Here is a 25,610-nt window from a genome sequence, read left to right on the forward strand (position 1 = left end):
CCTCAGATACAACGGCCACCGTCGACCTCCAAAGCAGCGCCGGTGATCATGCTCGCCTCGTCCGAACACAGGAAACAGGCGGCGTTGGCCATGTCGTCGGGGGTCGAGAAACGCCCCAGCGGGATGGTCGACAGGAACTTGGCGCGCATTTCAGGCGTATCTTCTCCCATGAAGGATTTCAGCAGTGGTGTTTCCCCGGCCACCGGGCAGAGCGCGTTTACACGCACCCCCGAAGGCGCAAGTTCCACCGCCATTGTCTTGGTGGCCGTGATCATCCAGCCCTTGGACGCGTTGTACCAATTCAGGTTCGGACGTGGCGATAGCCCCGCGGTCGAGGCCACGTTCAGGATCGCACCCGCCCCGCGCGCTTTCATCGCTGGCACCAGCGCCCGTGCGGTCAGATAGACCGATTTCATGTTCACGTTGAAGACGCGGTCAAATTCCTCTTCGGTGACATCCTCTAGCGGCGTCGGCAGATGCGTGACACCGGCATTGTTCACCAGAATATCCAATTGCCCGAACCGATCCATCGCCATATCCGCCATGGCCTGCACCGAGACTGCATTCGCCACGTCGACCATCTGAGCAATCGCATTCGGCCCAAGCTGATTTGCCTGAACCTCGGCCGCGTCACCATTGATATCGGCAATCATGACCCGCGCGCCTTCGGACAGGAATTTCTGCACGATCCCGGCACCAAAGCCAGACGCGCCACCGGTTACAATCGCGGTTTTCTCCTCTAACCTCATGATCTTGCTCTCCCTTGCCCATTCAAACTAGCAAGGCACCGTGAAACTGCCAGTTCAATCTTCTGCGACCTTGCCGCGCAGCGCCTTCACATCCGAGCGCGCTTTTTTGGCCGCCAGCCGCCGTTTAACCGAGCCATAGGTGGGTTTCGTCGCAATCCGCCGCTTGGGTTTCACCAGCGCGAGGACAATCAGTTCAGCCAGACGGGCGCGGGCAATCTCGCGGTTGCGGGCTTGGCTGCGGGTTTCTTCGCATTGAATGATGATCGCGCCATCTTTGGTCCAGCGCCGCCCGGCCAACCGTTTCAGCCTGTTTTTGACCGGATCGGGCAAGGAGGGCGAGCGCGCAGCCTCGAACCGCAGCTCAACTGCGGTCGAGACCTTGTTCACGTTCTGACCACCGGGACCGGACGAGCGGACAAAGCTCTCGGTCATTTCCCAGTCCTGCAGGGTGATATCGTCGGTGATGCGCAACATGAAGTGGACCTTATCCGGCACAAGCAGAAACAAAAAGGGCCGCCCCGGCGGGACGGCCCTTCGAAAGTACAGGAGGTTGGGTCGGTTAGATCAATCGACCAGCCGGAGCGAGCGCTCCGCCAAGGGCTGCCCTAACAGGCGATCCCCCCGGTTGTTCCGACACCTCTCTCCAATCTCTTTCTCGACACTGGATCACCTCCTTTTCTATCTGTTGCGGTTAACTTTGAGCCTGACACAAGATGCGCCATTCTCAAAGCACTTTTTTTGCAAGCTGAGCGGTCAACCGCGCCTTTATGCCGGCTGCGCGGTCAACCGCGCAACGATCACCTTGAACGGGATCAGCGCAATCATCGCCAGCGACAACTTCACCAGCCAGTCGGCAAAGGCCAGCGTCACCCACAGGGGCACCATCGGACCAGTCAACATGAAGGGCACAGGCTCCCACGCCCAGTTGATCGCCGCATCAGCATTGGCACCGAAAACCGTGACAGAAGCTGAGAATGCGATGGTGAAAAACAGCGCGGTGTCCAGCGCCGAGCCAACCAGGGTCGACACCAGCGGCGCGCGCCACCAGCGACCACCGCGAAGCGAATTGAACACGGTGACATCGGTCAGCTGTGCAATCAGAAACGCCGTCCCCGAGGCAACAGCGATCCGCAGCGGTACGGCGGCATAGGTGAACCCGTCACCTTGCAGCATGATCTGGCTGCCGATCAGCGAACAGATGATGCCGGTGACAAACCCAGCAAACACCACCTTGCGGGCCGTGGCCACGCCATAGACGCGGTTCATGATGTCGGTGACCAGAAAGGCCAGCGGATAGGTAAAAGCACCCCAGGTCAGCAGCCCGTCAAAAATCAGGAACTGAACCAGAATGTTCGAGGCCACAACAATGGCGGCCATGGCAATAATGCCGGGTATATAAGCGCGTTGCATGTTTTCAGATGCCCGTTTTGACAAGGTAGCGGCGACTTGGCCAAGGGACCGTCCCAAGGCAAGCCGTGCGTTTAGACCTTTGGTTGGGATGTGTCAATCCGGTAGCAGATACTCCACCAGTTCAGTGCGCTGAAGGACCAGAAAGTTGTCGTCCGAGATCATCGTGGCGCGCAACCGCCCCTGATCATCGCGCCAAACCGACAACCCTTCGAGGTTGTCATGCGTGCCTGTGCCGGTCGTAAACAGGTTTTCTTCGGCACCGACTGAATCCTCTGTGATCTGCCACCGCCGCAGGCGGGTGCGGAACCCTGTCAGGGACAGGGCTCGTTCCAATAAATAGAACCGACCATCTGGACCAAAATCGGCAGATACAGGCAAGAATTTGCCCCGCTGTGGCAACACGAAAGGGGTCGACCAACCCTGCCCGTCCCAGCGATAAACGGGGATGTCGCCTGCGTCGGTCCGGCTTCTTTCGGGAAGGGTATACAGCCACCCCTGATTGTCGATTGCCAAGGCTTCGAACGACCCATTCAGTTTCAGATTTTCAAACGCCTTTGGGCGCGGCAGCACCCGCGCTTCGGCGTCGGGGGTCGCGTACCGGGCAACGCGATGCACTGACTCAAATGAGATGTAATGGCTACCGTCCGGTGCGACCGCAATGCCTTCGGAATCCCCTGCTTCGCCGGATAGGGGCCGTCCTGTGCTAGAGAGAACCGGCCAGTTCCCGGTGATCCGGACCCCTGTAATGTCATCCTCGTCCCGCGCAATGGTCGCGCGGACAAGAACCGACCGGTCACTAAGCGCAAGCATATGCCGACCGTTGTCCGAGATATACAGGGCCGAAAACCCACCAAACCATTCCGCCGGGTGGCGCCAGACAAAGCTGTTTAAGTATGTGGCCGTCTTGACCTCGACCGCCCAAACCGCACCCGCCAGCAAAGTAGCAATCAGTTGGATTGCAAGACTGCGGCGCATTGCTGGGGCAAATCGGTCAGAACATACTCGCGGCGTTTCTTCGGCGCAGGCGCGTTCGGGTCAGGGGGCGGCGGGTTGAGGATGTTGCGCACCCATTGCTGCGCCTCGGCACACCCATCACCTTTAGGCGGCGCGTCCTGATTGACACAGCCGCGCGAGCCCTTGGGGCATTTCAGACGCACGTGGAAATGATAATGATGCCCCCACCATGGCCTGATCTTGCGCAGATAGGCCTTGTTGCCTTTCTCATCATTGCACATCTGAACCTTGGCGCCGGGAAAGACGAAAATCCGCGCCACGCGCTTGTCCTTTGCCGCCTCACGCAGCACGGCGTGGTGCTGTGCCGTCCAATTGCCATTCACATAGGCCCCGTTGGCGCGGCGCAGGGAAATCGACGAGATATTCTCGCGCGCTTTGCGCGACAGCCGCATGTTGTCGCCAGGCAGCATCCAGATATCGATGTCCAACCCCAACTGGTGGCTGCGATGACCAGAAGTCATCGGACCACCACGCGGTTGGCTGATATCCCCGACATAGAGACCATTCCACCCCGGTTGCCGAGCTGCAAACTTGCTGAGGTCCTGTACGTAATCCACCGCCTCCGGGTGGCCCCAGTTGCGATTACGCGACAGGCGCATGGCTTGCCATGTCGGCCCCGTTTCGGGCAGTTGCACCGACCCCGCGGCACATCCGCGCGAATAACTGCCGAACGCGGCTGGTTTTTGCTGTGAACTTTGCTTTTGCGCCCCGAACAATTGCTTGGCCAAGGGCTGCGCCCCGGCTGCTCCTGCCAATGTCATCGCGGCGATTATTGCTAAAAAACGTAGTAAAATCATCTGCTCTGATCCCCTTCCGGTTTAACCCAGCGCATTAGGAACAGGCCCAGAATAAACAACAGAATGATCGGTGACACCCCCAACCGCGCACTGCCCGTAACAGTTGTGGCAATCCCGATTAGCAAAGGCGCGGCAAAAGATGTCGCGCGGCCGGACAGGCCGTAAAGGCCAAAGCTTTCGACTGGCGTTTTTGGGTCGGTATGGCGCACCATCATGGATCGGCTGGCCGATTGCAGGATACCGCCCATACCGCCGATCAAAACTCCGCAGCCAAAGAACACCAGATCCGGCAGGCCTGACCCTTCGGGCAAGGAGATGCCGTAAATCTGCGTCCGATCCATCGACACCACGGTGATGCAGACAAAGATCAGCACCCAGATCGCGACCAGAATAACTGGTTTAGGGCCGTATTTCTTATCCATCTTGCCACCGACCCACGCAAAGATGGCCGAGGCCAGAACGCTGACAATCCCGAACACTCCGATCTTGATCAGCCCCCATTCCAATACCAGCCGTGCATAGACACCGCCGAAACTGTACAGCCCGTTCAGCGCATCTCGGTAGAACATGGAGGAACCCAGATAGGTCGCCAGACTGACCCGGTGCCGCAAGTCTGAGATGGATTTGCCCAGCAGTCGCAATGCCTCACGCAGGCTGCCAGTCTTGTTACTGTCCGGGTCATCACGCACCCACAGGAAATAGGGCACCATGAACAGGATGAACCAACCGGCGGTAAAGGGACCGACGAACCGCGTGCCCTGCTGGCTCGCCGCATCCAGCCCGAACATCGGGTCCATCCCAATCAGTGTCTTGCCGTTGGGCTGTTCGACGAACAGCAACAGCATGATCGCCAATGAAATCAACCCGCCGAAATAGCCAAACGCAAAGCCCGAACCCGAAATTTCGCCCACTTCATTGTCATTGCCCAGATCAGGCAGCTGAGAGTTGATGAAGATCAGCGCATATTCCGCGCCGACAAAACCCAGCCCAAAGGCCGACAGCATCAGCCACATGTTCGATCCATCTGGCAGCGTGTACCAAAGCGCGGCAGATCCCACCGCGTACATCGCCGAAAAGGCAAAGATCCACGGAATGCGCCGCCCCGACACATCCGCCATCGCACCCAGCAAAGGTGCGCCAAAGGCGATGATCAACCCGGTGATGGTCAGGCAATTGGCCCAAACCGTCTGCGCCCGCGCGGCCGCAGCCTCGGCATCCAACCCGGTTCCTGAAAAATACCCCGCCGCAACCCCGGCGAAATAGGGGCCGAACACAAAGGTGACCAGAAGGGTGTGATATGGTTGACTGGCCCAGTCGAAAAACCACCAACCCCAAATGCGCTTGCGCTTGGAAATCTCTGCCATAACTGCCCCTGTTTATTGTTGCATTCATAAGACGGGGCTTTAACCCAATTCGCAAGCGTTGTGTTGGCGCGGGCTTGCTCTTTGTCGCGGGGGCGCTTACCTCTCATCTCACGTATTTACCGGAGGCCCCATGCTGTCGTTGATCCAAATTCTGCTGCTGATCCTGGACATTGTCTGGTTCATCATTTTGGCCCATGTGATCATGAGCTGGCTGATCAACTTTCAGGTTCTCAACCTGCACCAGCAACTGGTGGCGCAAATTTGGTATGGCCTGAACCGGATATTAGAGCCTATCTATGGCCCAATCCGCCGCGTCCTGCCCGCGATGGGTGGGCTGGACCTGACGCCTTTGGTGGTGCTGATCGGGGTCTACGCGCTGCGGATCATTCTAATTAACAATATGGGCTATTTCGTCTGACCTCTTGTTCACCGAATCTTAGTATGTGATTGTCCTGTCTTAAGAGCAGATAAACCTTAAAACAGGGCAACCCCGCACATGTTCGACGCCGCGCCTTTGCTGCGAGATGTCTTTGGATTCGACGATTTCCGCCCCGGTCAGGAAGAGATCGTCGACGCCGTTTCGCTGGGTGAAAACGTGCTGGCGATCATGCCCACGGGCGGCGGCAAATCCCTGTGTTTTCAGCTGCCTGCCTTGATGCGCGACGGGGTGACGGTGGTTATCTCTCCTCTGATTGCCCTGATGCGCGATCAGGTGCGCGGGCTGCAAGAGGCCGGGGTCGAGGCCGGTGCGCTGACCTCGGGCAACACCCCCGAAGAAACCGACGCCGTGTGGAAGGCGTTGGAGGCCGGGCGTCTGAAACTGCTCTACATAGCCCCCGAGCGTCTGGCCGCCGGGTCAGCCTTGGGCATGTTGCGTCGGATCAATGTCAGCCTGATCGCCGTGGACGAGGCCCATTGCGTCAGCCAATGGGGCCATGATTTCCGCCCAGATTATCTGCGGATCGGAGAGCTGCGACGCGCATTGGACGTGCCTTTGGCCGCTTTCACCGCCACTGCGGATGCCGAAACGCAGGACGAGATTGTCGAAAAACTGTTCGACGGCACCGCCCCGCGTAAGTTCCTGCGCGGCTTTGACCGGCCCAATATCCATCTGGCCTTTGCTGCCAAGGACGGCCCACGCAAACAGATCCTCGACTTCGCCGAAGCGCGTAAAGGCCAATCCGGTATCGTCTATTGCGGCACCCGCAACAAAACCGAAGTGTTGGCCCAGGCCTTACGCGCCGAAGGCCACACCGCCTGTCATTATCACGGCGGAATGGAGGCCGAAGACCGCCGCATCGTCGAAACCCGCTTTGCCCGCGAGGATGGGCTGATCGTGGTTGCCACCGTTGCGTTCGGAATGGGCATCGACAAGCCCGATATCCGCTGGGTCGCGCATGCGGACCTGCCCAAGTCCATCGAAGCCTATTATCAGGAAATCGGCCGCGCCGGCCGCGACGGCGGGCCTGCTGAAACCCTGACCCTGTTCGGCCCCGACGACATTCGCTTGCGCCGGTCCCAGATCGACGAGGGGCTCGCACCACCGGAACGGCGCATGGCGGATCATGCGCGGCTGAACGCTCTGCTCGGGCTGGCCGAGGCGCTCGAATGTCGACGCAAGACCCTGCTGGGGTATTTCGGAGAACAGATCGAACCTTGCGGTAAATGCGACCTGTGCGACAGCCCTCCGGAAGTGTTCGATGGCACCACCCCCGTTCGCATGGCCTTGTCGGCGATCCTGCGCACCGAGGAATGGTTCGGCGCGGGCCATCTGATCGACATTCTGCTGGGTAATGAAACCGACAAGATTCGCGCCCGGCGGCACGACAACCTGTCCACATGGGGCATCGGCAAGGACTGGTCGCGCCCGCAATGGCAGGCGATCTTCCGACAGATGATGGGGCACGACCTTGTCCGCCCCGATCCCGAACGCCACGGCGCGTTGCGCATGACCGAAGCAGCCAAGCCGATCCTGAAGGGTGAGGCGCAGATCAACCTGCGCAAAGACACGATCCGCAAGGCCACCCGGAGACCCGCCGTCAAGATGATGGTGTCCGAGGAAGACGCGCCGCTGCTATCTGCGCTCAAGGCCAAACGTCGCGCGCTGGCGGAAAGCGCGCGAGTTCCGGCCTATGTTATCTTTCCCGATCGCACCCTGATTGAAATGGCCGAAAAACGCCCGGCCTCTTTGGACGATATGGCCCGGATCAGCGGAGTTGGCGCAAAAAAGCTGGAACGGTACGGCGACACCTTCCTTGAGGTGCTGACCGGCGCGGTTGAAGAATTGCACCCAGCACGCCGCAAACTGGCGGGCCGCGAACAAGGGGATATCTATGACCGACTGCTTGAGGTTCAAACACGGCTTTCACGCGGCTCCGACGGGATTGACAAACCGCTGACCTGTTCGGCCTCACAACTGGCCAAGGTCGCACAACTGCGCCCCAATGACCCGCGCGGGATGGAACAGGTGCTGGGCAACCGTCGTCACGAAAGGTTTGGTGCCGCGTTTCTGGACGTGCTGCGTCAGGCGGGCTAGATACCCAGCATCAGGCAAGAAACGAGGGCGGATATGCTGGTAGTGGTTTCCCCGGCCAAGCGGCTGGATTGGGCAGAGCGGGACGTTGAGGTCACGCAACCCGACTTTCAGGACGACGCGATCCGACTGTCGAAAACCGCCCGCAATCTGACACTGGGCGATTTGAAAAAACTGATGGACCTCAGCGACGATCTGGCCCGTCTGAACCGTGACCGGTATCGAGCATTTTCGGACTCGCCTGGCGCTGAATTGACCCGACCTGCAGCGCTGGCCTTTGCTGGGGATACCTATCAGGGGCTGGAAGCGACCTCGCTGGATGCCGAAGAAATGGCCTGGGCACAAGACCATCTGCGTATCCTGTCCGGTCTGTATGGGGTGTTACGCCCGCTGGACGCAATTCAACCCTATCGTCTTGAAATGGGCAGCAAGCTGAAAACCCGGCGCGGCAAAAACCTGTATGAATACTGGCGCGATCAGCTGAGCAAGGCGCTGAACGCACAAGCTGATGAGGTTGGATCGGACATTCTGGTGAATTGTGCCAGTCAGGAGTATTTCGGCGCGGTTGACCTTAAGGCGTTGAAGCTGCGGGTGGTCACGCCGGTCTTTATGGAAGACAAGGCCGGCACCCCCAAGATCGTCAGTTTCTTTGCCAAAAAAGCGAGGGGTGCGATGGCCCGATATATCGTTCAACACCGTCTGACCGACCCCAAAGGGTTGCTGGATTTCGACACTGGTGGATATGAATACCGCTCGGACCTGTCGCAAGAGGACAGACTCGTTTTCGTGCGCCCCTATCAGGCCTGATCCAGCATCGATGGGTCGTAAGCAACCAACTCAACCGTGTTGCCCTCGGGGTCTTCGGTGAAAATGCCCCGCCATCCGATCCAGCCGAATTGTTCAACGCGGTAAGGCTGACTGATTTTGTCATACCAGCGCATAACGGCCTCTTGTTCGGCAAAGGGCAATGACAGAGCAATATGATGCAGCGATGACCCGGCGCCGGTAGTGGGCTTGTCGGCGCCGGTCGGGCGCAACCCAGGCCGCGGGGCGGCCGCATGGTCGAACAAAGCCAACACCTGTGTATGTCCGCCAAACCCTTCGGCGATGCGGAAAAAGGTGATGGCGCTGTTGTGATCACCGCTCAGGCGTTCCAGCCCGATTACATCTTCATAAAACGCCATCATCGCGCCCATATCGGCACAGCGAATGGCAATCTCACCCAAGGCACGAGGCTGAAATCCACGATCAGTCATGGCTTACCCTATTCAGCCTGTGCATCTTCGGCAATGACAGGCAAAACATCCTCGGGCTGATGGTCCAATATCATCTGGTGGATTCTCCGCTTTTGCAGCGGTTTGGTCAGATAGTGATCCAATCCGGCCGACAGAATGCCCTGATCATCCCCAGCCATGGCATGCGCCGTCAATGCGACAATCGGCACATGCCGATCTGTGTCAATCTCGCGCCGCCGGATTTCCGCCGTGGCCTGTTTCCCATCCATCTTGGGCATCGAAATATCCATGAAAATCAGGTCCGGGTCGAATTTCTGATGCTGGTCTACGGCTTCCAGCCCATTCGCAGCGAATTGCAGGTCAATATTCAAATCCTTGACCATCTTTTGCAGGATCAACTGATTGGTCCGATTGTCCTCGGCTGCCAAAACACGCATCTGGCGTTCACCCTGCGGCTCTGACGGTGCCTCGGGATCACTTGAAGCAGCTTCAGGCGTGACAGGCAGCCGCCCCAATGTCGTCAAGCGCGAATACAGTTCGGCGCGGGGAATAGGTTTCTGCAAAACCCCGTCAATCAGGTTACGTGCCGGGTTGGCGTGGATGACACCGGGATTGGCCGACATCACCACCACGGGCAAATCCCCCCAGCCCCGGTCTTTCAGCGTGGTCGCCAGTTCCAACCCATCCATGTCCGGCAGGTCGTGATCACACAGCAACAGGTCCACACTGCCATCAACAGCGGCCAGCGCCTCACCCCCCGAGGCGCAAACGGTGACTTTCGATCCCAATCGCCCTAGCTGTTTCGACAGGATGGCACGGTTCACCGCCAGATCCTCGACAACGACCACGTGGCGCAACCGACCAGCCAAATCAGGCGGTGTGGGTTGCGGGCCTTCGATGGTGGGCAACGAGATGCGAAATCCAAAACAGGAGCCCTGCTCAGGTTCGCTTTCCACCCAGACCGACCCGCCCATTAGTGTGATCAGCCGCTTGGTGATCGCCAACCCCAGCCCTGTACCCTCGAATGCGCGGTTTTTTTCATCTTCGACCTGATTGAATTCACCGAAGATGTGCCCGATCTTGTCCTCTTCGATGCCGATACCGGTGTCTTCGATCGCAACGTGAATATCGCATGTGTTCGTGTCTGCATTCGGCACACCAGTGACGCGGATCAACACATGGCCTTCGGTGGTGAACTTGACCGCATTGCCCACCAGATTGGTCAATACTTGCCGCACGCGACCGGGATCGCCCACGAACAAGGTCGGTAGGAACAAATCATAATCGACCAACAAGGACAGCCCTTTGTCGCGCACGCTGGGTTGCATCAGCATCGCAACCTCAAGAATGCAGCGTTCAAAATCGAACTGTTCAGGGTGCAGGATCAGCTTGTCCGCCTCGATCTTGGAATAATCCAGAACGTCGTTGATGATCACCAACAACGCCTCGCCCGAGTTGCGGATGGTGTTGAGATAGAGCCGCTGTTCCTCGTCCAGCGGGGTTTCCGACATCAACTCGGTCATGCCGACAATGCCGTTCATCGGGGTTCTGATTTCATGGCTCATATTGGCCAGAAAGGCAGATTTGGCCCGGTTTGCGGCCTCGGCCCGTTCGCGGGCGGCCTTCAACTCAGCCTCATGCCGAACCGAGGCGGTGATGTTCAGGCCCAAACTGACCACGTCACCGCCATTGCCGCGCTGGTCGATCAACTTGAAATATTCACCATTCCACAGCTTGATCACCACCGATTCCGGCTGGGGTTGTGCCCAGCGATTCAGCATTCTGGCCTGCCAATCGGCCGGAGATTCCGCGCCAATGTCGATCAGCCCTTCGTCGGTTAAAATCTCAAGGATACGGGCATAAGAAATACCCGGTGACACTTCATCCAACCCATCAAACAGGCTGAGATAAGCCCCATTGGCCCCAATCATGCGGCACTGATCATCGAAAAAGGCAAATCCGTCCTGAATGGTCTGCATCGAATGCCACAAGCGGCGCTCGGCCACTTCGATCTTGGCATTGGCTTCGGTCAGGTCGGATTTGACCTTTTCATTTTCATCCCTGACCGTTTCGACCTCGGCCTGGGTTTCACCGATGCGTTTGGTCAGGGCCATCGCATGCAAACCCAGCTTGCGATTGGCGGCTGACAATTCGATCTGCTTCATTTCCAACAGCCGCTCGGCCGCCAGCCGCGCACGCCGTTCCTGTGCCAGTTTGGTTGCTAGACTCATCGTTTCTGATCCCAGGTAACTTGCGCCCAGCATCCCGACAGAGCGTGAAAAAGTGTTTAAGCCGTTGCCCGAACACGGACCATCGTGCCAGAGTTTTCGAAAACCCGGAGGTCTGCCATGCCGCGAAAAACATACTTGCCAATACTCTGCGCCATCACGCTGGGTTCTCATGCGGTGGCGGATTGCGCCACAGAAGCGCAGATCGACCAATATGTGCAGGACTATCTGACCAACACGCCGACGGCGGCCCTTTCTGCGGATGGCAGCATGGAAGACGCGCTGTGTACACAGGCCAAGATAGTCAGTGTGTTAGAACCACATTTGGGGCCGATCATCGGCTATAAGGCTGGCCTGACCAGCGCCCCCGCGCAAGAGCGGTTCGGCGCATCTGAACCGGTTCAGGGCGTTCTGTACCGCGGTATGATGCTGGACGACGGGGCCACTGTACCCGCCACATGGGGTGCGCGTCCGGTTTTTGAGGCCGATTTGGTGCTGGTTGTCGGCGACGCTGGCATCAATCAGGCGTCTACCCCGGCCGAAGTTCTTGCCCATATCTCAGCCATCCGCCCCTTTATCGAGCTGCCGGATCTTACCCTAGCCGAGGGGGAGCCAATCACGCCGGTTACCCTAACCGCCATTGGCGTTGCCCCGAAACTCGGCGTGTTAGGCTCTGAAATTCCGGTATCCGATCCTGCGGCGATGACGCAGGCGTTGCAGGATATGACGGTCACACTCCGGGCCGCGGATGGAGAGGTATTGGCGCAAGCCCCAGGGGTCGCCGTTTTGGGGCACCCGGCAAATGCGGCCCTATGGCTGATGTCGAAAGGTATCGAGTTTCAAGCCGGCGACCTGATTTCGGTCGGGTCTTTCGGCCCGCTTGTGCCGCCTGCAAAGGGCAAAGGCGGGGCGTCCGTCACCTATGCGGGTCTGCCCGGTGATCCCACGGTCAGCGTGGTGTTCGAGTAATCAACGTCGCCCTTCGCGCAACCATCCGGCCAGCAAGAAGCCACCGGCCAGCACCAGCACCAGCCAGGGCGGTAAAAGCCCGGCCTGTGTGACATCGCGCGTCTCATAGGCTTCTCGCGGGGTCAGGCCGATCCATCCGCGCCCAGCAGCTGGACGCCCGGCGCGGACATTGCGGATAGACGGCAACCCGTCTTCCAGTCGGATTGTACCCCCGCGCAGTTCGGCCAGTACGGGTTTCAGCACCTCATCAGTGGCGATGGTGCGCTCAAACTCTTTCGGGGCAGCGGGGCCCAGCCCGATCACTGCCATCTGGTCACCTTCCTGAAGACGGTAGAGGCCAATCTCGGGTCCAAAATAGGTCGCCTCGAACCGCCCAGGGGAGACCTCATCGAGCGTTATTTCAAGCGTTTCGCCATCGGGGCGGGCGATGGTCACCGGTCCGACCTCATCCTCCAATGTCTGACGGATGATACGCATGACCTGCCCGTTGGCTTCGGCCCATAAGGCTTCTTCCTCAAGCTCGGGTTCTTTCATCATCCAATGGGCCAGACGGCGCAACAGTTCCAATTGCGGCCCGCCGCCCTCAAAACCCCGGCTCCACAACCAGGCATGGTCCGACGCCAGCAGCGCCACGCGCCCTTCGCCCACGCGGTCCAGCACCAGCAAGGGCCGCTCATCCACACCGGTCATCAACAGCTCACCCGTGCGGTGGTTGACGTCGATCTGGCGCAGCCATGCGCCCCAATCCTCGGAATCCCCCAGATCTGTCGTCACCGGGTGGCGATGGCCCAGATCGGTCACCATGGGCACGAAACGTTCCTCGATCACTCGGGCAGTGGGTTGTGCCGGCAGAATCGGCGCCAAAGGTGAACGGAAGATGCTGTCGGCGCTGGCAAAATCCGGCCCCGCCGCAATCAAAACAGCGCCGCCTTCGTTGATATAATTGGTGACATTGTCCAGATAGATCGCGGGCAGGATGCCGCGCCGTTTGTAGCGATCAAAGATGATCAGGTCGAAATCGTTGATCTTTTCCAGAAACAGCTCGCGCGTTGGGAAAGCGATCAAGGACAACTCGTCCACCGGCACGCCATCCTGTTTCTCGGGCGGGCGCAAGATGGTGAAATGCACCAAATCGACCGAGCTGTCGGATTTCAGCAGATTGCGCCAGGTCCGCCCACCCGGATGCGGCTCACCCGACACCAGCAGCACGCGCAACCGATCACGCACCCCGTTCATCTGGATAAGCGCGGTGTTGTTGCGGTCGGTCAATTCGCCCTCGGCCTGAGGCACAGTGAACTGGATGACATTGCGCCCACCATGCGGCAGAGCGATGGGCAATTCGACATCGACGCCGATGGGAATGGTGAATTGTTCCGGCTCGGCCCCATCTACTGATATCTCAAGCGGCGCAGTGGTCGCCCCGGTAGGCGCAGCGCCGCTGTCTTCCACGCGCAAGGTCAGGGTGACAGGTTCACCGATAATGGCAAAGGCGGGGGCATTGCGGACGATCAGGCGGCGATCCCAGTCGCTTTCACGTCCGGTTTGCAGCAAGTGCATCGGCGCGGGCAGGTCGGGGGCCTGCTCGACATCATGCACCAGACCGTCTGAAACCACCAGAATACCCGCAATCCGTGCGCGCGGCTCTTCGGCCAGTGCCGCGCTCAACGCGGCCATAACCTGCGTGCCTTCGTCGCCGTCTCCGTCGGCGACCTTGATTCGGCGCAGCTCGGTATTGTCACGGGCCTCGATATCAGCAGCCAAACCCTCGGCCGCCTGCGCGGTTTGGTCGGCGCGATCCGAAAGGGCCTGACTGGCGCTTTCATCCTCGATCATCAGCACGATATCAGTCAGCGGCGCACGGTCTTCGACCTGATAGACCGGACCCGCCAAGGCCGCGATCACCACCAGCGCCGCCAGCCCGCGCAAGGCCCAACCAGACAGGCCGCGCCAAAGGGCCAGCAGAACCCCTGTGACCGCAATCGCGGCGACAATGGCCAGTACTGGCCACGGGATCAGCGGATCAAAGATGACTGTTCCGGTCATTGTCCCAACCTGTCCAAAAGCGCAGGCACGTGTACCTGATCCGATTTGTAATTCCCGGTCAGCACATGCATTACCAGATTGACCCCAAAGCGATTGGCCAGCTCGCGCTGACGTTCCCCGGCATAACCACGCCCGACTGGCAACAGCGCCTGTCCGTTGCGGTCAATTGCCCAAGCCCCGGCCCAGTCATTGCCGCCTATCACCACCGGGGTGACGTTGTCGTTGAGATTGCGAAATGGCATGCCCTCGATCTGCTCGGCATCCACCGGGGCGGCCTCGACCCAGATTTCTGTACCAGCGTAGCGACCCGGAAAATCCTGCAGCAGGTAAAAGGCACGAGTCAGCACATGATCACCCGGAACAGGCTCTAACGCCGGAATATTAAGCGGAGCCGCCAGTTGTTGCAGTTTGCGTCCATTGGGGCTCGAGGCCCCAAAGCGCGCGATATCCGCATCACGTGTGTCGAACAGGATCATGCCACCCGACCGCAAATAAGCGTTCAGTTTAACATAGGCCTCAGCCGAAGGCTGCGGCTGATCCGGAGTGATCGGCCAATACAGCAGCGGGAAAAACGCCAGTTCATCGCGCTCAAGATCCACCCCAAAGGGCTCGGCAGGTTCGACCGATGTGCGATAGAACAACGTTTGCGACAAGCCACGCAGGCCAGCACCTGCCACATCGTCAACCTGCGCATTTCCGGTCAGCACATGGGCCAGCACCAGCTCATGCGTGGCATTCAGTGCGAATTCTGTATCCTCGGGCGTCTGCGCCTGCGCCTCGGGCACCAACAGCATGGCACCCAGCGCAACCGCCGCCGCTTTGGCCAGACCAAGGCGGCCAGACAAGGCCAATGAGGCGATCACATCAATCGTCAGCAATAGCAGAGCGAGGCTGAGCAGGATGCCCCCGACAGGTGTCTCAGAGTTCACCTCCTGCCCTTTGATCGGTACATCCGAAGGCCAGATTGCCGAGCTAATCACTGCCTCTTCTGTCAGAACATTCAAGGCCAGCTTCTGTTTGCCGCTTTCATAAAGGCCGGGCTGCAAATCGGGGCCGGTTGTGCCCGAGATCAGCTCGACCCCGTCCACGCCAGCCAGATTGCCCGCATCGGACAGGGCGCCAAAGCCGTCCATCACTTGCAACGGCTCCCACGTGGTGCCCTGTAGCTGCGAATCCTGCCGGGATTTCGCAGCCGAGGCCACGGCCAGACGGTCCAACATCTCAACAAACAGCCCCGAAAGCGGCAGGCTGGACCATTCTGCATCCGCCGTCACATGGAACAGAACCACCTGGCCCAAGCCCAGCGCCTTGCGTGTGACCAGGGGCGTGCCGTCGGACAGCGACGCAATCACCCGATCCGCCAAGTTAGGGTCTGGTTGCGCCATGACCTGTGTTGTGACCGTAACATCGCCGGGCACCTGCAAGCCGTAGAAAGGCGAGTTTTCCGGGAAGGGAGCCAGCCCCTTGGCCTCACCCCAGCTCATCGCGCCACCGACCGAGCGACCGCCGCTGCGCAGACGTACCGGCAGCAATACATCCTCGGAATCGCGGCCCAGGTCGCTGGCGGCCATGCGTGGACCGGCAAAGCGCAGCAATAATCCGCCCTGTTCGACCCATTCCACCAATGTCGTCTGCTCCCCGGGCGACAGTTTGGCCACATCGGCCAGAACGATGGCATCAGGATTGGCAGGTAAAACTTCCAGCAACCCTCCATCCACGAAGTCCGCAGTGGGGCTCAGGACCTGGGTCAAATAGTGCAGCGGTGAGAGCAGTTCCAACCCTTCACGGTTCAACGTTCCGGCGATCAGGGCGACCTCGCGTCGGCGAAGGCTGTCATCCGTTAGCGTTACCGCACCGGCCGAACGCTGCCCCTGAATCTCGAACCTTGTGATCCGTCCCCGCAATTCGGATGGCAGGGCAAGCTCCACCTGCGCCGTTGTTTCATTTTCTTCGAAAACGGCATCAGCGCTGTGCAGAATGCGCATGACACCCGCCGGGTCGCGGCCCTGAGCCACAAGCGTGACAGCCGTCGCCGGCCCGGGTTCAGATCGTCTTGCAGTCAGTTGAATAACCCCATCCTGATACACTGCCGGAACCATCGCCAGCACCGGGGCGGCAGATTGATACACCGTCACGTCACCGCGCGATTGCAAAGTGTCCAGAATTCGGGCGCTGTTCGGGTAAGCCAGCTTGTCGCTGAACCAGAATGTGTCAAAGTCCTCTTCGATCTGATCCAGCACGTCAATTGCCTGCGTGATCTGGGTTTCGCTTGGTTGCCACGGCACCGGAACCATCCCCGGCAACCGCCCGCGCCAGGCCTCTGCCGCCTGAAAGACAGGGGTTTCCGGCTCTGTAAGGCGCAAAATGGATACCGGACGGCCCGCGCGTCCGGCTTCAACCAACTGGGCGTCAATTTGCTCCAGCGTTCCTGGCCATCCCGTAGCCCCGGCCCAGCTTGCATCCAACACCAAAAGCAACGGGCCGGACCCGGCCTGAATACGTGACGGGTTCAATACCGGTCCGGCTAATCCGATGATGATCGCGGCAACTGCCAACATCCGCAGCAAAAGCAACCACCATGGAGTACGGTCCGAAACGCTTTCCTTGTCCTTCTGTCCCAAAAGCAAAGTGACCGCGGGAAACAAGCGGCGGATCGGTGCAGGTGGAACCGCGCGCAGAATCAGCCACAGGATCGGCAGGGCCAGCAGGCTCAGCAATACCCAAGGGGATGTGAAGCTGATCACTGACAGAAATGCCGTCATCGCAAGCTCCCGTCCAAAGCGCGGTACAACCACAGCAGCGCCGCCTGCGCGCTGTCTTCGGTGTGGTGCAGGCCATATTGCCAATTTGTCGCCCGGCACAATTGCTGTAGCGCTTCCTTACGCTCCGCCAGCCGCTCAAGGTACCGGCCACGCAAAGCACCAGCTTTCAGTGTCTCGTGTTTCAGGGTTCGTCCGACACTCTCGAACACGGTGCGGCCGTGATAGGGAAAAGATTCCTCGCTCGGGTCTAGAACATGCATCAAAACGCCCCGTACACCACGGTCGGCAGCTTTGGTCAGGGCCAGCTCCACCTCGCTCATCGGGCCCAGAAAGTCCGATATGAACACGGCACGCGCGCGCGGGATCATGGCGCGATGCTCGGGCGAGGCATAATCGTCCTGCACATCGCCTGACCAGGCCTGCGCCAGTCGGATGATTTGCGCGTTTCCGCGCCGGGGCGGCAGCGTGGTGCCGGTTAGGCCCACGCGCTCTCCACCGCGTACCAGCAGGATCGAGATTGCCAAACCCAGCAAACGGGCCCTGTCACCTTTCGTGGGAAGGTTCTTGTTGGACGCAAACCGCATCGAGGCACCCTGATCCACCCACAGCATCACCGATTGCGCGATCTGCCATTCCCGTTCACGCACAAACTGCTGATCCCCGCGGGCCGAGCGCCGGTGGTCGATCATCCGGCGGCTGTCACCAATCTGCGCCGGGCGGTATTGCCAGAAATCATCGCCAAGGCCCGAGCGCCTGCGCCCGTGATCGCCCAGCAAAACGGTTCCGGCTAGATGTTCGGCGCGCGCCAACAGCGGCGGTAGCCGAGATGCCTCGGCTTCGGATCTTTCTCGAAGGGTCAGCGCGGCATTCACGCCGCGGCCTCGGTACGGATTAACCCGGCGGCCGTCGAGTCGATCAGCTCAGCCAGACTATCACCACGCGCGCGCGCCGCGAAGTTCAGCGCCATCCGGTGGCTGAGCACCGGGCGGGCCATGTCCAGGACATCTTCGGCATTTGGCGCCAACCGCCCCTGCAACATCGCGCGGGCCCGCACCGTCATCATCAGCGCCTGCGCCGCACGGGGACCTGGACCCCAGGCAACTGTTTCTGCGACGCGCTCGGACGCACCCGCCTCTTCTGGGCGGAACGCACGAACCAGATCAAGAATCAACTCCACAACCGACTCTCCCACCGGCATGCGACGCAGCAAAACCTGCGCGGCCAGCAGTTCATCTTTGGTGAAAATCTGATGGGCTTCGTCTTCTTCGACCCCTGTGGTTGCAAGCAAAATGTCTCGTTCGGTCTGACGGTCAGGGTATTCAACATCGACCTGAACAAGGAACCGGTCCAGCTGCGCCTCGGGCAGGGGATAGGTGCCTTCCTGTTCAATCGGGTTTTGCGTGGCGAGAACATGAAACGGCTCGCCCAGCGGGCGATCTTCGCCCGCCACGGTTACGGTGCGTTCCTGCATTGCCTGTAGCAGAGCCGACTGAGTCCGCGGGCTGGCGCGGTTGATCTCATCCGCCATCAGCAACTGACAGAAGATCGGGCCAGAGATGAAGCGGAAGTGGCGGGTGCCGTCATCAGCGGTGTCCAGAACCTCGGACCCCAGAATATCGGCAGGCATTAGATCGGGCGTGAACTGGATACGATTGCCATGCAAGCCCATCACCGTCGACAAGGTTTCAACCAATCGCGTCTTACCCAGCCCCGGCAAGCCGATCAACAAAGCGTGACCGCCGCACAACAGCGCAGTCAGGGTCAGGTCAACGACCCGTTCCTGTCCGATAAAGCGACGGGTGATCGAGGCCTTGGCCTCTTGCAGCTTGTTTTCCAGCGCTTCGATCTCGGACACGAGGTCGGCAGGTTCGCTCATGACTTTCCCTTCCGTGGACTATTATGATTGAAGTGTATCGCGCTGAGAGGAAATGGCAAAAGCAATGAGCGGACAAAAACCTGTGACCCCTTCACCTGATGGTCTGGCAGCATCAGTCAAAGCAACCAAATCCAAGGGTTTGCCGCCTGTTCACCTGTGGAATCCTCCGTTTTCCGGCGATCTGGACATCAAGATCGCAAAAGATGGCACCTGGAGTTATTTAGGGTCGCCCATCAACCGGTTCGAGCTTGTGAAGCTTTTTTCCTCAATTCTTAAGAAAGAAGACGGGAAGTATTACCTGGTAACCCCGGTGGAAAAGGTTGGAATCACCGTCGAGGATGCGCCCTTTGTGGCCGTCGATTTCGATGTCGAGGGGGAAGGTGACGGGCAAAGCGTGACTTTTAGCACGCATGTCGGTGACCGCGCTGTGGCGGGGCCGGATCATCCCATTCGCATTGTCATCGACGAGGAAACAGAAGAGCCGTCGCCCTATGTATTGGTGCGCACAAACCTTGAGGCGCGGATTGATCGTAAAAGCTTTTACCGCCTCGTGGACCTTGCCCAGCATCAGGATGGCTGGTTCGGCGTTCGGTCGGGGGGGCGGTTTTTTCCTTTGATTCCGTCCGAGGACCTGCCGGATTAAGCTCGTCGCGGGACCCGGCGATCCTGCGCCAGAACCACAGCGACAGCGACGATGCTCGCGCCCAGCGCGCGGGTCCAATTCCACTCTTCGCCCAATACCAGCATGATCAGCATCACATAGAAGGGCGCGATGTTGATATGAAACGAGGCCAACGCCACGCCCAGCTTGCCCACCGACGCGATGAACAGCACCTGACTCAGCCCCAGCGACACCAGCGCATAGATGACCAGCATCCCCATCTGCTGCACATCAATCGGTGCCGAGGGCAGGATATCCATGCCAGCCTGACCGGCCGCAAAGAACAGGAATGCAGCCACGATCAGCCCCCCAACCAAGGTAATCGTGCTGCGCCCGGTCTGGCTGAGGTCGGGGAAATCCCGCGCTGTCGCCATGCTGGCCCAACAAAACAGCCCGGTTGACAGGATGGCACAGCCCGCACCCAACCCCAGCTGCGCCGGAGCTACCGCACTGGTGGCGATCAGCCCGCCGACGATCGACACGACCAGACCTACCGCAAAGTTCCACCGCAACCGCCGTGTGCCGGTCGCCAGTTCCAACAGCGTCGCGAACAAAGGCGCGCAAGAGGCGATGATGGCCACTGTCACCGGGTCAGTCAGTTTTTGCGCCACAATGATCAGGAACATGCCAACGCCCAGCGTGCCGCCAACAAACAACGCATGTCCCCAACGGGCGCGCAATACGCGTGACGGACCGTCAATCAGCAACCAGACCGGAACCAGAAACGCCACCGCCAATACCAATCGTGCTGCAAACAGGGCCACCGGAGGCCAGCTTTGCAACAGCACCTCGGCGGCCGGAAATCCCGCCGCCCAAGTCAGCATGGATGCAACCGCCAGACCATTGCCAGACACCGCGGATGTCCGTCCGCCAGACACAGTAAGGACGTTCCCGCGCACGGGGTCAGGGCTCATTGCCATCGTGTTCAAACCTTCTGTTGGCACGGCGCGCAAAAATGATTCGCCGCGTTGCCCCAAAAGTCTCTAATTTGATCCGGGCGATCTGGCCGATTTTCGACAATCTGTCGTTTTTGATCCCCTTCCCCAAAAATCGCCGTCCCGTTAAGGTCCGGCCAACAGCTGCCCGAGACCGCCCATGCCCAAATTTGCCGCCAATATCTCACTGCTCTTTGCTGAGCTTCCGTATCTGGAGCGTTTCCAGGCGGCGGCCGACGCCGGATTCAAAGCGGTCGAAATTCTGTTTCCTTATGAACTGGCTGCAAAGGAAACGCGCCGCGCGCTGCTGGCAAATGGACTGGAACTTGTTCTGATCAACGCGCCGCCGCCCAATTACACCGGGGGTGAGCCCGGCTATGCCGCAGTTCCGGGTGGCGTGGCGCGGTTTCAATCCGATATCCGCCGTGTCTTGCGCTATGCCGAGATCCTGCGACCAGGGCTGATCCACATCATGTCGGGGTATGCCACGGGTTCGGACGCGCAGGACTGTTTCGTGCGCAACCTGCAATGGGCCGCCGATTTCGCCCCGCAACAGCAGTTCACGATCGAACCGCTGAATCCGGTTTCCCAGCCCGGGTACTTTCTGAACGATTACGATCTGGCAATGCAGGTGCTGGACCATGTGAACCGCCCCAATGTCGGCCTGCAATATGACAGCTTTCATGCTCATATGATCCACGATGACGCGGAAACTGTCTGGAATCGCTTTCACCCGCGGATCGTTCACGCCCAGATCGGCGCCGCCCCCGACCGCTGTGAACCGGGGCGCGGACCGACAGATTTCCAACGTCTGTTCGCAGCGATGGACGCAACGGATTATTCCGGCTGGGTCAGCGCCGAATATATTGCCTCCACGTCACGAACAACGGACAGCCTTGACTGGATGCGGGGCTAGCTCTGGCGTTTTGACGGAAAATACAGCACATCAGGGGAAACAAGACCATCAGGATGCCCGCAATGATCCCCGCCCGCTTTTCCCGCGCCTTGTTCAGCCTGATCATGTCGGGCCTCATGTCCTGCCTGGTGACCGGGATCGCGACGGTAAAAGCCATCGGGTTTGGCCCTAACACCGTCAGCGACTGGATAGCGTCCTGGGCCTTTTGCTGGCCCATCGCCTTCACCGTCATCCTGCTGCTTGGCCCATCCGTGCAACGGTTGGTCAACCGCCTGGTCAGGCCACAGGACTGACCCGCTGTGAAGAGGGCCCGCCGTGCCTGATGAACTGCGCCGCCCTTGTTTTTAGCAGCTAGTGCGCCTCGGCCCAGTTGGCCCCTTGCCCCGCGTCCACGCTCAGCTTCACGTCCAACTTTACCGCCGGATCCGAGGCGCCTTCCATCACGTCGCGCGCCACGTCTACCAGCTGGTCCACAGAGTCCTCAGCCACTTCGAACAGCAATTCGTCATGCACCTGCAACAGCATTTTTGCGGGTAACCCATTGATCGCATCCGGCATTCGAACCATCGCGCGCCGGATCACATCCGCTGCTGTGCCCTGAATTGGGGCATTGATCGCCGCCCGGCGCGAGAACCCAGCATGTGGGCCCTTGGCATTGATTTCGGGCGTATGGATTTTGCGCCCAAACAGCGTCTGCACGTAACCATGCTCTTTGGCAAAGGCGACGGTGTCGTCCATGTAGCGGCGAATACCGGGGAACCGCTCGAAATAACGGTCGATGAAACCCTGCGCCTCGGCTCGTGGGATGCGCAGGTTGCGCGCCAGTCCAAAACCCGAGATGCCATAGATCACACCAAAGTTGATCGCCTTGGCCTGACGGCGGATATCCGGCGTCATCTCGTCCAGCGGCACATCAAACATCTCGGACGCGGTCATGGCGTGAATGTCCAAACCATCTGAAAACGCTTGTTTCAGAGCCGAAATATCGGCGATATGCGCCAGAATCCGCAATTCGATCTGGCTATAGTCGAGACTGACCAGCACATTGCCCGGCTCGGCAATGAACGCCTCGCGTATGCGCCGCCCTTCTTCCGTGCGCACCGGGATGTTTTGCAGGTTGGGATCGGTCGAGGCCAAACGCCCCGTGTTCGCCCCAGTGATCGAATAAGAAGTATGCACCCGGCCCGTATCCGGATTGATATGGGTCTGCAGCGCGTCGGTGTAGGTCGATTTCAATTTGGACAGCTGCCGCCAATCCAACACCCGGCGCGGCAACTCATGCTCGGTTGCCAGATCTTCCAAGATATCCGCCCCGGTCGAATATTTACCGGTCTTGCCCTTTTTGCCGCCTTCCAGACCCATCTTGTCGAACAGAATCTCACCCAGCTGCGCGGGTGAGCCGACATTGAAGCTCTCTCCCGTCAGCTCATGGATTTCAGCCTCTAATCCCGCCATTTTCTGCGCAAACGCGTTCGACATGCGGCTCAGGACGTCGCGGTCGACCTTAATGCCGTGCATCTCCATCTCTGCCAAAACCGGCACCAGAGGGCGTTCGAGCGTCTCATATACTGTGGTCACCTGCACCTGATGCAGTTGCGGCTTGAACAGTTTCCACAGGCGCAGAGTGATATCCGCATCCTCGGCAGCGTAAGCCGTAGCTTCATCAATCGGAACCTTGTCGAAGGTGATCGCCGACTTGCCCGAGCCCAACAGCGGTTTGATCGGGATCGGCGTGTGGTTCAGATACCGTTCGGACAGGGTATCCATACCATGTCCGTGCTCGCCCCCATGCATCGCATAGGACATCAACATGGTGTCATCGATCGGCGCCACGTCGACGCCATACCGTTTGAATATCTTGGCGTCGTATTTCATGTTCTGGCCGATTTTCAGGATCGATGGATCCTCAAACATCGGTTTCAGCAGGGTCAGAGCCTCATCTAGCGGCATTTGCCCATCGGCCAGCGCATCCGATCCGAACAGATCATCCGTTGCACTTTCGCGATGAATCAGCGGCACATAGCAAGCTTCACCCGCCTCAACGCACAGTGAGATACCCACCAACTCAGCGATCATTTCATTCAGCCCGGTGGTTTCGGTATCGACCGCGACCCAGCCACGCTCATATGCCTGATCAATCCACTTTTGCAGCGCCCCGGCATCGCGTACGCATTCGTATTTCGACGCATCAAAGGGGACGGCCTCAGCCTCGGCCTCTTCGACCGCAGGTGCGGGCGCATCAGCGATTACCGGGGCCTCGGCCCCCAACTTGTCGGCGATGCGCTTGGTCAGGGTGCGGAACTCCATCTCGGCCAGAAAACCCAGCAGAGTGTCCGGTTCGGGGTCTTTCACCTCAAGATCATCAAGGGTGAAATCCAGCGGCGTCTGTTCGTCCAACTGCACCAACTTTTTCGACAGCTCGATCTGATCGCGCTTTTCGATCAGCGTCTGACGGCGCTTAGGCTGTTTGATCTCTTCGGCACGGTCCAACAGGGTTTCCAGATCGCCATATTCGTTGATCAGCAAGGCCGCCGTCTTGATCCCGATCCCAGGCGCGCCCGGCACGTTATCGACGCTGTCACCTGCCAGCGCCTGTACGTCGACCACCCGTTCCGGCCCAACACCGAACTTTTCGAACACCCCATCGCGGTCGATGCGCTTGTTCTTCATCGCGTCCAGCATTTCCACGCCGCCGCCGACCAACTGCATCAGATCCTTGTCCGAGCTAACGATTGTCACCCGTCCGCCGGCATCGCGCGCCTGCACGGCGAGGGTCGCGATGATGTCGTCGGCTTCATAGCCCTCTAACTCTTTGCAAGCGATGTTGAACGCCTGCGTCGCCTCGCGCGTCAGCGGCATCTGCGGGCGCAGATCTTCGGGCATCGCCTCGCGGTTGGCCTTGTACTGGTCATACAGGTCATTGCGGAAGGTGTGCGATCCCTTGTCGAAAATCACGGCCACATGGGTCGGCGCGTCCGGCCCGGCGTTTCCTTCGACATATTTCTGCAGCATGTTGCAGAACCCAGACACAGCGCCAATCGGCAACCCGTCGGATTTCCGCGTCAATGGGGGCAGCGCGTGATAGGCCCGAAAAATAAAAGCCGATCCGTCGATCAGATGCAGGTGACATCCTTTTCCGAAATTGCTCATGTACGCGCTCCGTTCTGGTTGGGAACGGTTCTGCCACAGGGTTGTGCAGGTGACCAGCGCAGAAGACAAACAAACTGCGGATCCGCTTGCTTAGCCGAGGTTGAATACCCTGCGCGCCTTATCCCAGACCAGCCCTGTACGATCTGCGATTTGCTGCAACTGCTTGTTTAGGGACCGATCATTCAAACGACGGCTCAGTGACCGCAGGGGAACAAGGTTACGCTCACCATACCCATCGATCAGAAGAAACATCCGGGTCTGACCGCGCAACCCGTAGACGATGTTTTCCGCGTGGATGTCACGGCCCACAATCTGCAGTTCGAACAACTTTTCCACAAAACGGTTGAGGTCACCCAGCATCTGATCGCTCAGCCCCTGCTGTCGGCACATCGACAAAAGATGGTTCGCAAGCTGGCCATCGCTGGATTGAATCCGTTCAACCACAACCCCCGGCCCGACATCTGTCTGCACAACGCCGAACGACCGCGCCAATGGCAGCTGCGCGATTTCCTCACCGCTTTTCAGCGCGGCTTTCATCTCACATTCGATCTCTTTCAAAGCGTTGCGAAAGGCGGTGTCCGGCAATATCCGCCGCACCAACCGTTTAGAGAACGAGCGGTTCCGGCGTGTACGGGGCCGTGTCACCTTGATCAAAAGCGCGGGCTGATCCGGGTAGGCATACACATTTCTGTGGCCGCCTTTTGCCAGTGGCTCCTGATCCGATAGCCGCAAAAGCTGCACTGCATATGGCATCCGGCCTCCGTTTCGCGCGGCACCTGCCACTCTGTCAGCTTTGTGCCTGGCTGCCGGACAGCACAAATTTGCAATCACAGTACGGACACTCGACCCAACCAATATCCTCGGGGATTTGCAGCCAGACGCGCGGATGGCCCAATGCGCCTTCGCCGCCGTCACAGGCGACACGGGCGGTTTCGACGATCTTGGTTTCCGGCGCTTCGATTGTCACG

Annotated in this window: 23 protein-coding genes; 7 read left to right on the top strand and 16 right to left on the bottom strand. The window is 59.4% G+C overall.

Features of this window, described 5'->3' with window-relative positions; genetic code table 11:
- Positions 1-2 precede the first annotated feature (2 nt).
- From ACR0LY_RS10280 to ACR0LY_RS10305, 6 genes are all read right to left on the bottom strand, one after another.
- On the bottom strand, positions 3-749 hold the full coding sequence (locus ACR0LY_RS10280; protein ID WP_170349717.1) for an SDR family oxidoreductase: 747 nt from the start codon (positions 747-749) through the stop codon (positions 3-5).
- Positions 750-803: 54 nt separating this feature from the next.
- Entirely contained in the window at positions 804-1,223 is a 420-nt protein-coding gene (gene arfB / locus ACR0LY_RS10285; protein ID WP_170349716.1) for an alternative ribosome rescue aminoacyl-tRNA hydrolase ArfB, read from the bottom strand.
- Between the two features lie 291 nt (positions 1,224-1,514).
- Complete coding sequence (locus ACR0LY_RS10290; RefSeq protein ID WP_058282690.1) at positions 1,515-2,159, bottom strand: queuosine precursor transporter; 645 nt, start codon at positions 2,157-2,159, stop codon at positions 1,515-1,517.
- Between the two features lie 93 nt (positions 2,160-2,252).
- Complete coding sequence (locus ACR0LY_RS10295) at positions 2,253-3,134, bottom strand: esterase-like activity of phytase family protein (protein WP_170349715.1); 882 nt, start codon at positions 3,132-3,134, stop codon at positions 2,253-2,255.
- Positions 3,107-3,934: a penicillin-insensitive murein endopeptidase gene (gene mepA / locus ACR0LY_RS10300; protein ID WP_480640866.1), complete on the bottom strand. Its 828-nt coding sequence runs from the start codon at positions 3,932-3,934 to the stop codon at positions 3,107-3,109. Before mepA ends, ACR0LY_RS10295 begins: the two co-directional genes overlap by 28 nt.
- A gap of 32 nt (positions 3,935-3,966) precedes the next feature.
- Positions 3,967-5,334: an MFS transporter gene (locus ACR0LY_RS10305; protein WP_170349713.1), complete on the bottom strand. Its 1,368-nt coding sequence runs from the start codon at positions 5,332-5,334 to the stop codon at positions 3,967-3,969.
- Positions 5,335-5,464: 130 nt separating this feature from the next.
- Here ACR0LY_RS10305 and ACR0LY_RS10310 point away from each other — a divergent pair, with 130 nt between their 5' ends.
- The 3 genes from ACR0LY_RS10310 to yaaA all read left to right on the top strand — a co-directional run bounded on the left by ACR0LY_RS10310 (position 5,465) and on the right by yaaA (position 8,674).
- Positions 5,465-5,752: a YggT family protein gene (locus ACR0LY_RS10310; RefSeq protein WP_170349712.1), complete on the top strand. Its 288-nt coding sequence runs from the start codon at positions 5,465-5,467 to the stop codon at positions 5,750-5,752.
- Between the two features lie 78 nt (positions 5,753-5,830).
- On the top strand, positions 5,831-7,870 hold the full coding sequence (recQ, locus tag ACR0LY_RS10315) for a DNA helicase RecQ (protein WP_170349711.1): 2,040 nt from the start codon (positions 5,831-5,833) through the stop codon (positions 7,868-7,870).
- A 33-nt stretch (positions 7,871-7,903) separates the two neighbouring features.
- Positions 7,904-8,674 (top strand): peroxide stress protein YaaA, encoded by a 771-nt coding sequence (yaaA, locus tag ACR0LY_RS10320; protein WP_170349710.1) that lies wholly within the window; start codon positions 7,904-7,906, stop codon positions 8,672-8,674.
- Here yaaA and ACR0LY_RS10325 read toward each other — a convergent pair.
- Together ACR0LY_RS10325 and ACR0LY_RS10330 are read right to left on the bottom strand one after the other, a co-directional pair.
- A complete protein-coding gene (locus ACR0LY_RS10325; RefSeq protein ID WP_170349709.1) occupies positions 8,665-9,123 on the bottom strand; it encodes a VOC family protein in 459 nt (152 codons plus the stop codon). The genes yaaA and ACR0LY_RS10325 overlap by 10 nt on opposite strands.
- Before the next feature lie 8 nt (positions 9,124-9,131).
- On the bottom strand, positions 9,132-11,333 hold the full coding sequence (locus ACR0LY_RS10330; RefSeq protein WP_170349708.1) for a response regulator: 2,202 nt from the start codon (positions 11,331-11,333) through the stop codon (positions 9,132-9,134).
- A gap of 117 nt (positions 11,334-11,450) precedes the next feature.
- Between ACR0LY_RS10330 and ACR0LY_RS10335 the strand changes: the two genes are divergently transcribed.
- Positions 11,451-12,299 (top strand): 2-keto-4-pentenoate hydratase, encoded by an 849-nt coding sequence (locus ACR0LY_RS10335; protein WP_170349707.1) that lies wholly within the window; start codon positions 11,451-11,453, stop codon positions 12,297-12,299.
- On the opposite strand, the gene ACR0LY_RS10340 is transcribed toward ACR0LY_RS10335, so the two are convergent.
- From ACR0LY_RS10340 to ACR0LY_RS10355, 4 genes are read right to left on the bottom strand one after another with little or no spacing between them, the layout of a single operon-like run.
- Positions 12,300-14,342, bottom strand: a complete 2,043-nt coding sequence (locus tag ACR0LY_RS10340) for a hypothetical protein (RefSeq protein WP_170349706.1) — start codon at positions 14,340-14,342, stop codon at positions 12,300-12,302.
- Positions 14,339-17,104, bottom strand: a complete 2,766-nt coding sequence (locus ACR0LY_RS10345; protein WP_170349705.1) for a DUF4159 domain-containing protein — start codon at positions 17,102-17,104, stop codon at positions 14,339-14,341. The genes ACR0LY_RS10340 and ACR0LY_RS10345 overlap by 4 nt, the downstream gene beginning before the upstream one ends.
- A complete protein-coding gene (locus tag ACR0LY_RS10350; RefSeq protein ID WP_170349704.1) occupies positions 17,101-17,976 on the bottom strand; it encodes a DUF58 domain-containing protein in 876 nt (291 codons plus the stop codon). The genes ACR0LY_RS10345 and ACR0LY_RS10350 overlap by 4 nt, the downstream gene beginning before the upstream one ends.
- The gene (locus ACR0LY_RS10355) at positions 17,973-18,980 is read right to left on the bottom strand and encodes an AAA family ATPase (RefSeq protein WP_170349703.1); all 1,008 of its coding nucleotides are present in this window, start codon (positions 18,978-18,980) and stop codon (positions 17,973-17,975) included. Before ACR0LY_RS10355 ends, ACR0LY_RS10350 begins: the two co-directional genes overlap by 4 nt.
- A 64-nt stretch (positions 18,981-19,044) precedes the next feature.
- On the opposite strand from ACR0LY_RS10355, the gene ACR0LY_RS10360 reads away from it, so the two are divergent.
- The gene (locus tag ACR0LY_RS10360) at positions 19,045-19,623 is read left to right on the top strand and encodes a DUF1285 domain-containing protein (RefSeq protein ID WP_170349702.1); all 579 of its coding nucleotides are present in this window, start codon (positions 19,045-19,047) and stop codon (positions 19,621-19,623) included.
- Here ACR0LY_RS10360 and ACR0LY_RS10365 read toward each other — a convergent pair.
- Entirely contained in the window at positions 19,620-20,555 is a 936-nt protein-coding gene (locus ACR0LY_RS10365) for a DMT family transporter (RefSeq protein WP_170349850.1), read from the bottom strand. The genes ACR0LY_RS10360 and ACR0LY_RS10365 overlap by 4 nt on opposite strands.
- Before the next feature lie 181 nt (positions 20,556-20,736).
- Between ACR0LY_RS10365 and ACR0LY_RS10370 the strand changes: the two genes are divergently transcribed.
- Together ACR0LY_RS10370 and ACR0LY_RS10375 are read left to right on the top strand one after the other, a co-directional pair.
- Positions 20,737-21,492, top strand: coding sequence for a hydroxypyruvate isomerase family protein (locus ACR0LY_RS10370; RefSeq protein WP_170349701.1), 756 nt, complete (start codon positions 20,737-20,739; stop codon positions 21,490-21,492).
- Between the two features lie 62 nt (positions 21,493-21,554).
- Entirely contained in the window at positions 21,555-21,785 is a 231-nt protein-coding gene (locus ACR0LY_RS10375; protein ID WP_170349700.1) for a DUF2798 domain-containing protein, read from the top strand.
- A 58-nt stretch (positions 21,786-21,843) separates the two neighbouring features.
- Here the strand turns inward: ACR0LY_RS10375 and polA are convergent, their stop codons facing one another.
- From polA to ACR0LY_RS10390, 3 genes are all read right to left on the bottom strand, one after another.
- Entirely contained in the window at positions 21,844-24,642 is a 2,799-nt protein-coding gene (polA, locus tag ACR0LY_RS10380; RefSeq protein WP_480567137.1) for a DNA polymerase I, read from the bottom strand.
- Between the two features lie 90 nt (positions 24,643-24,732).
- Positions 24,733-25,395, bottom strand: a complete 663-nt coding sequence (locus tag ACR0LY_RS10385; RefSeq protein ID WP_170349698.1) for a YrbL family protein — start codon at positions 25,393-25,395, stop codon at positions 24,733-24,735.
- Positions 25,396-25,429: 34 nt separating this feature from the next.
- Positions 25,430-25,609, bottom strand: a complete 180-nt coding sequence (locus ACR0LY_RS10390; RefSeq protein WP_170349697.1) for a zinc-finger domain-containing protein — start codon at positions 25,607-25,609, stop codon at positions 25,430-25,432.
- Position 25,610: the final 1 nt, after the last annotated feature.

This window comes from Ruegeria sp. BC5 (genome assembly GCF_056539205.1).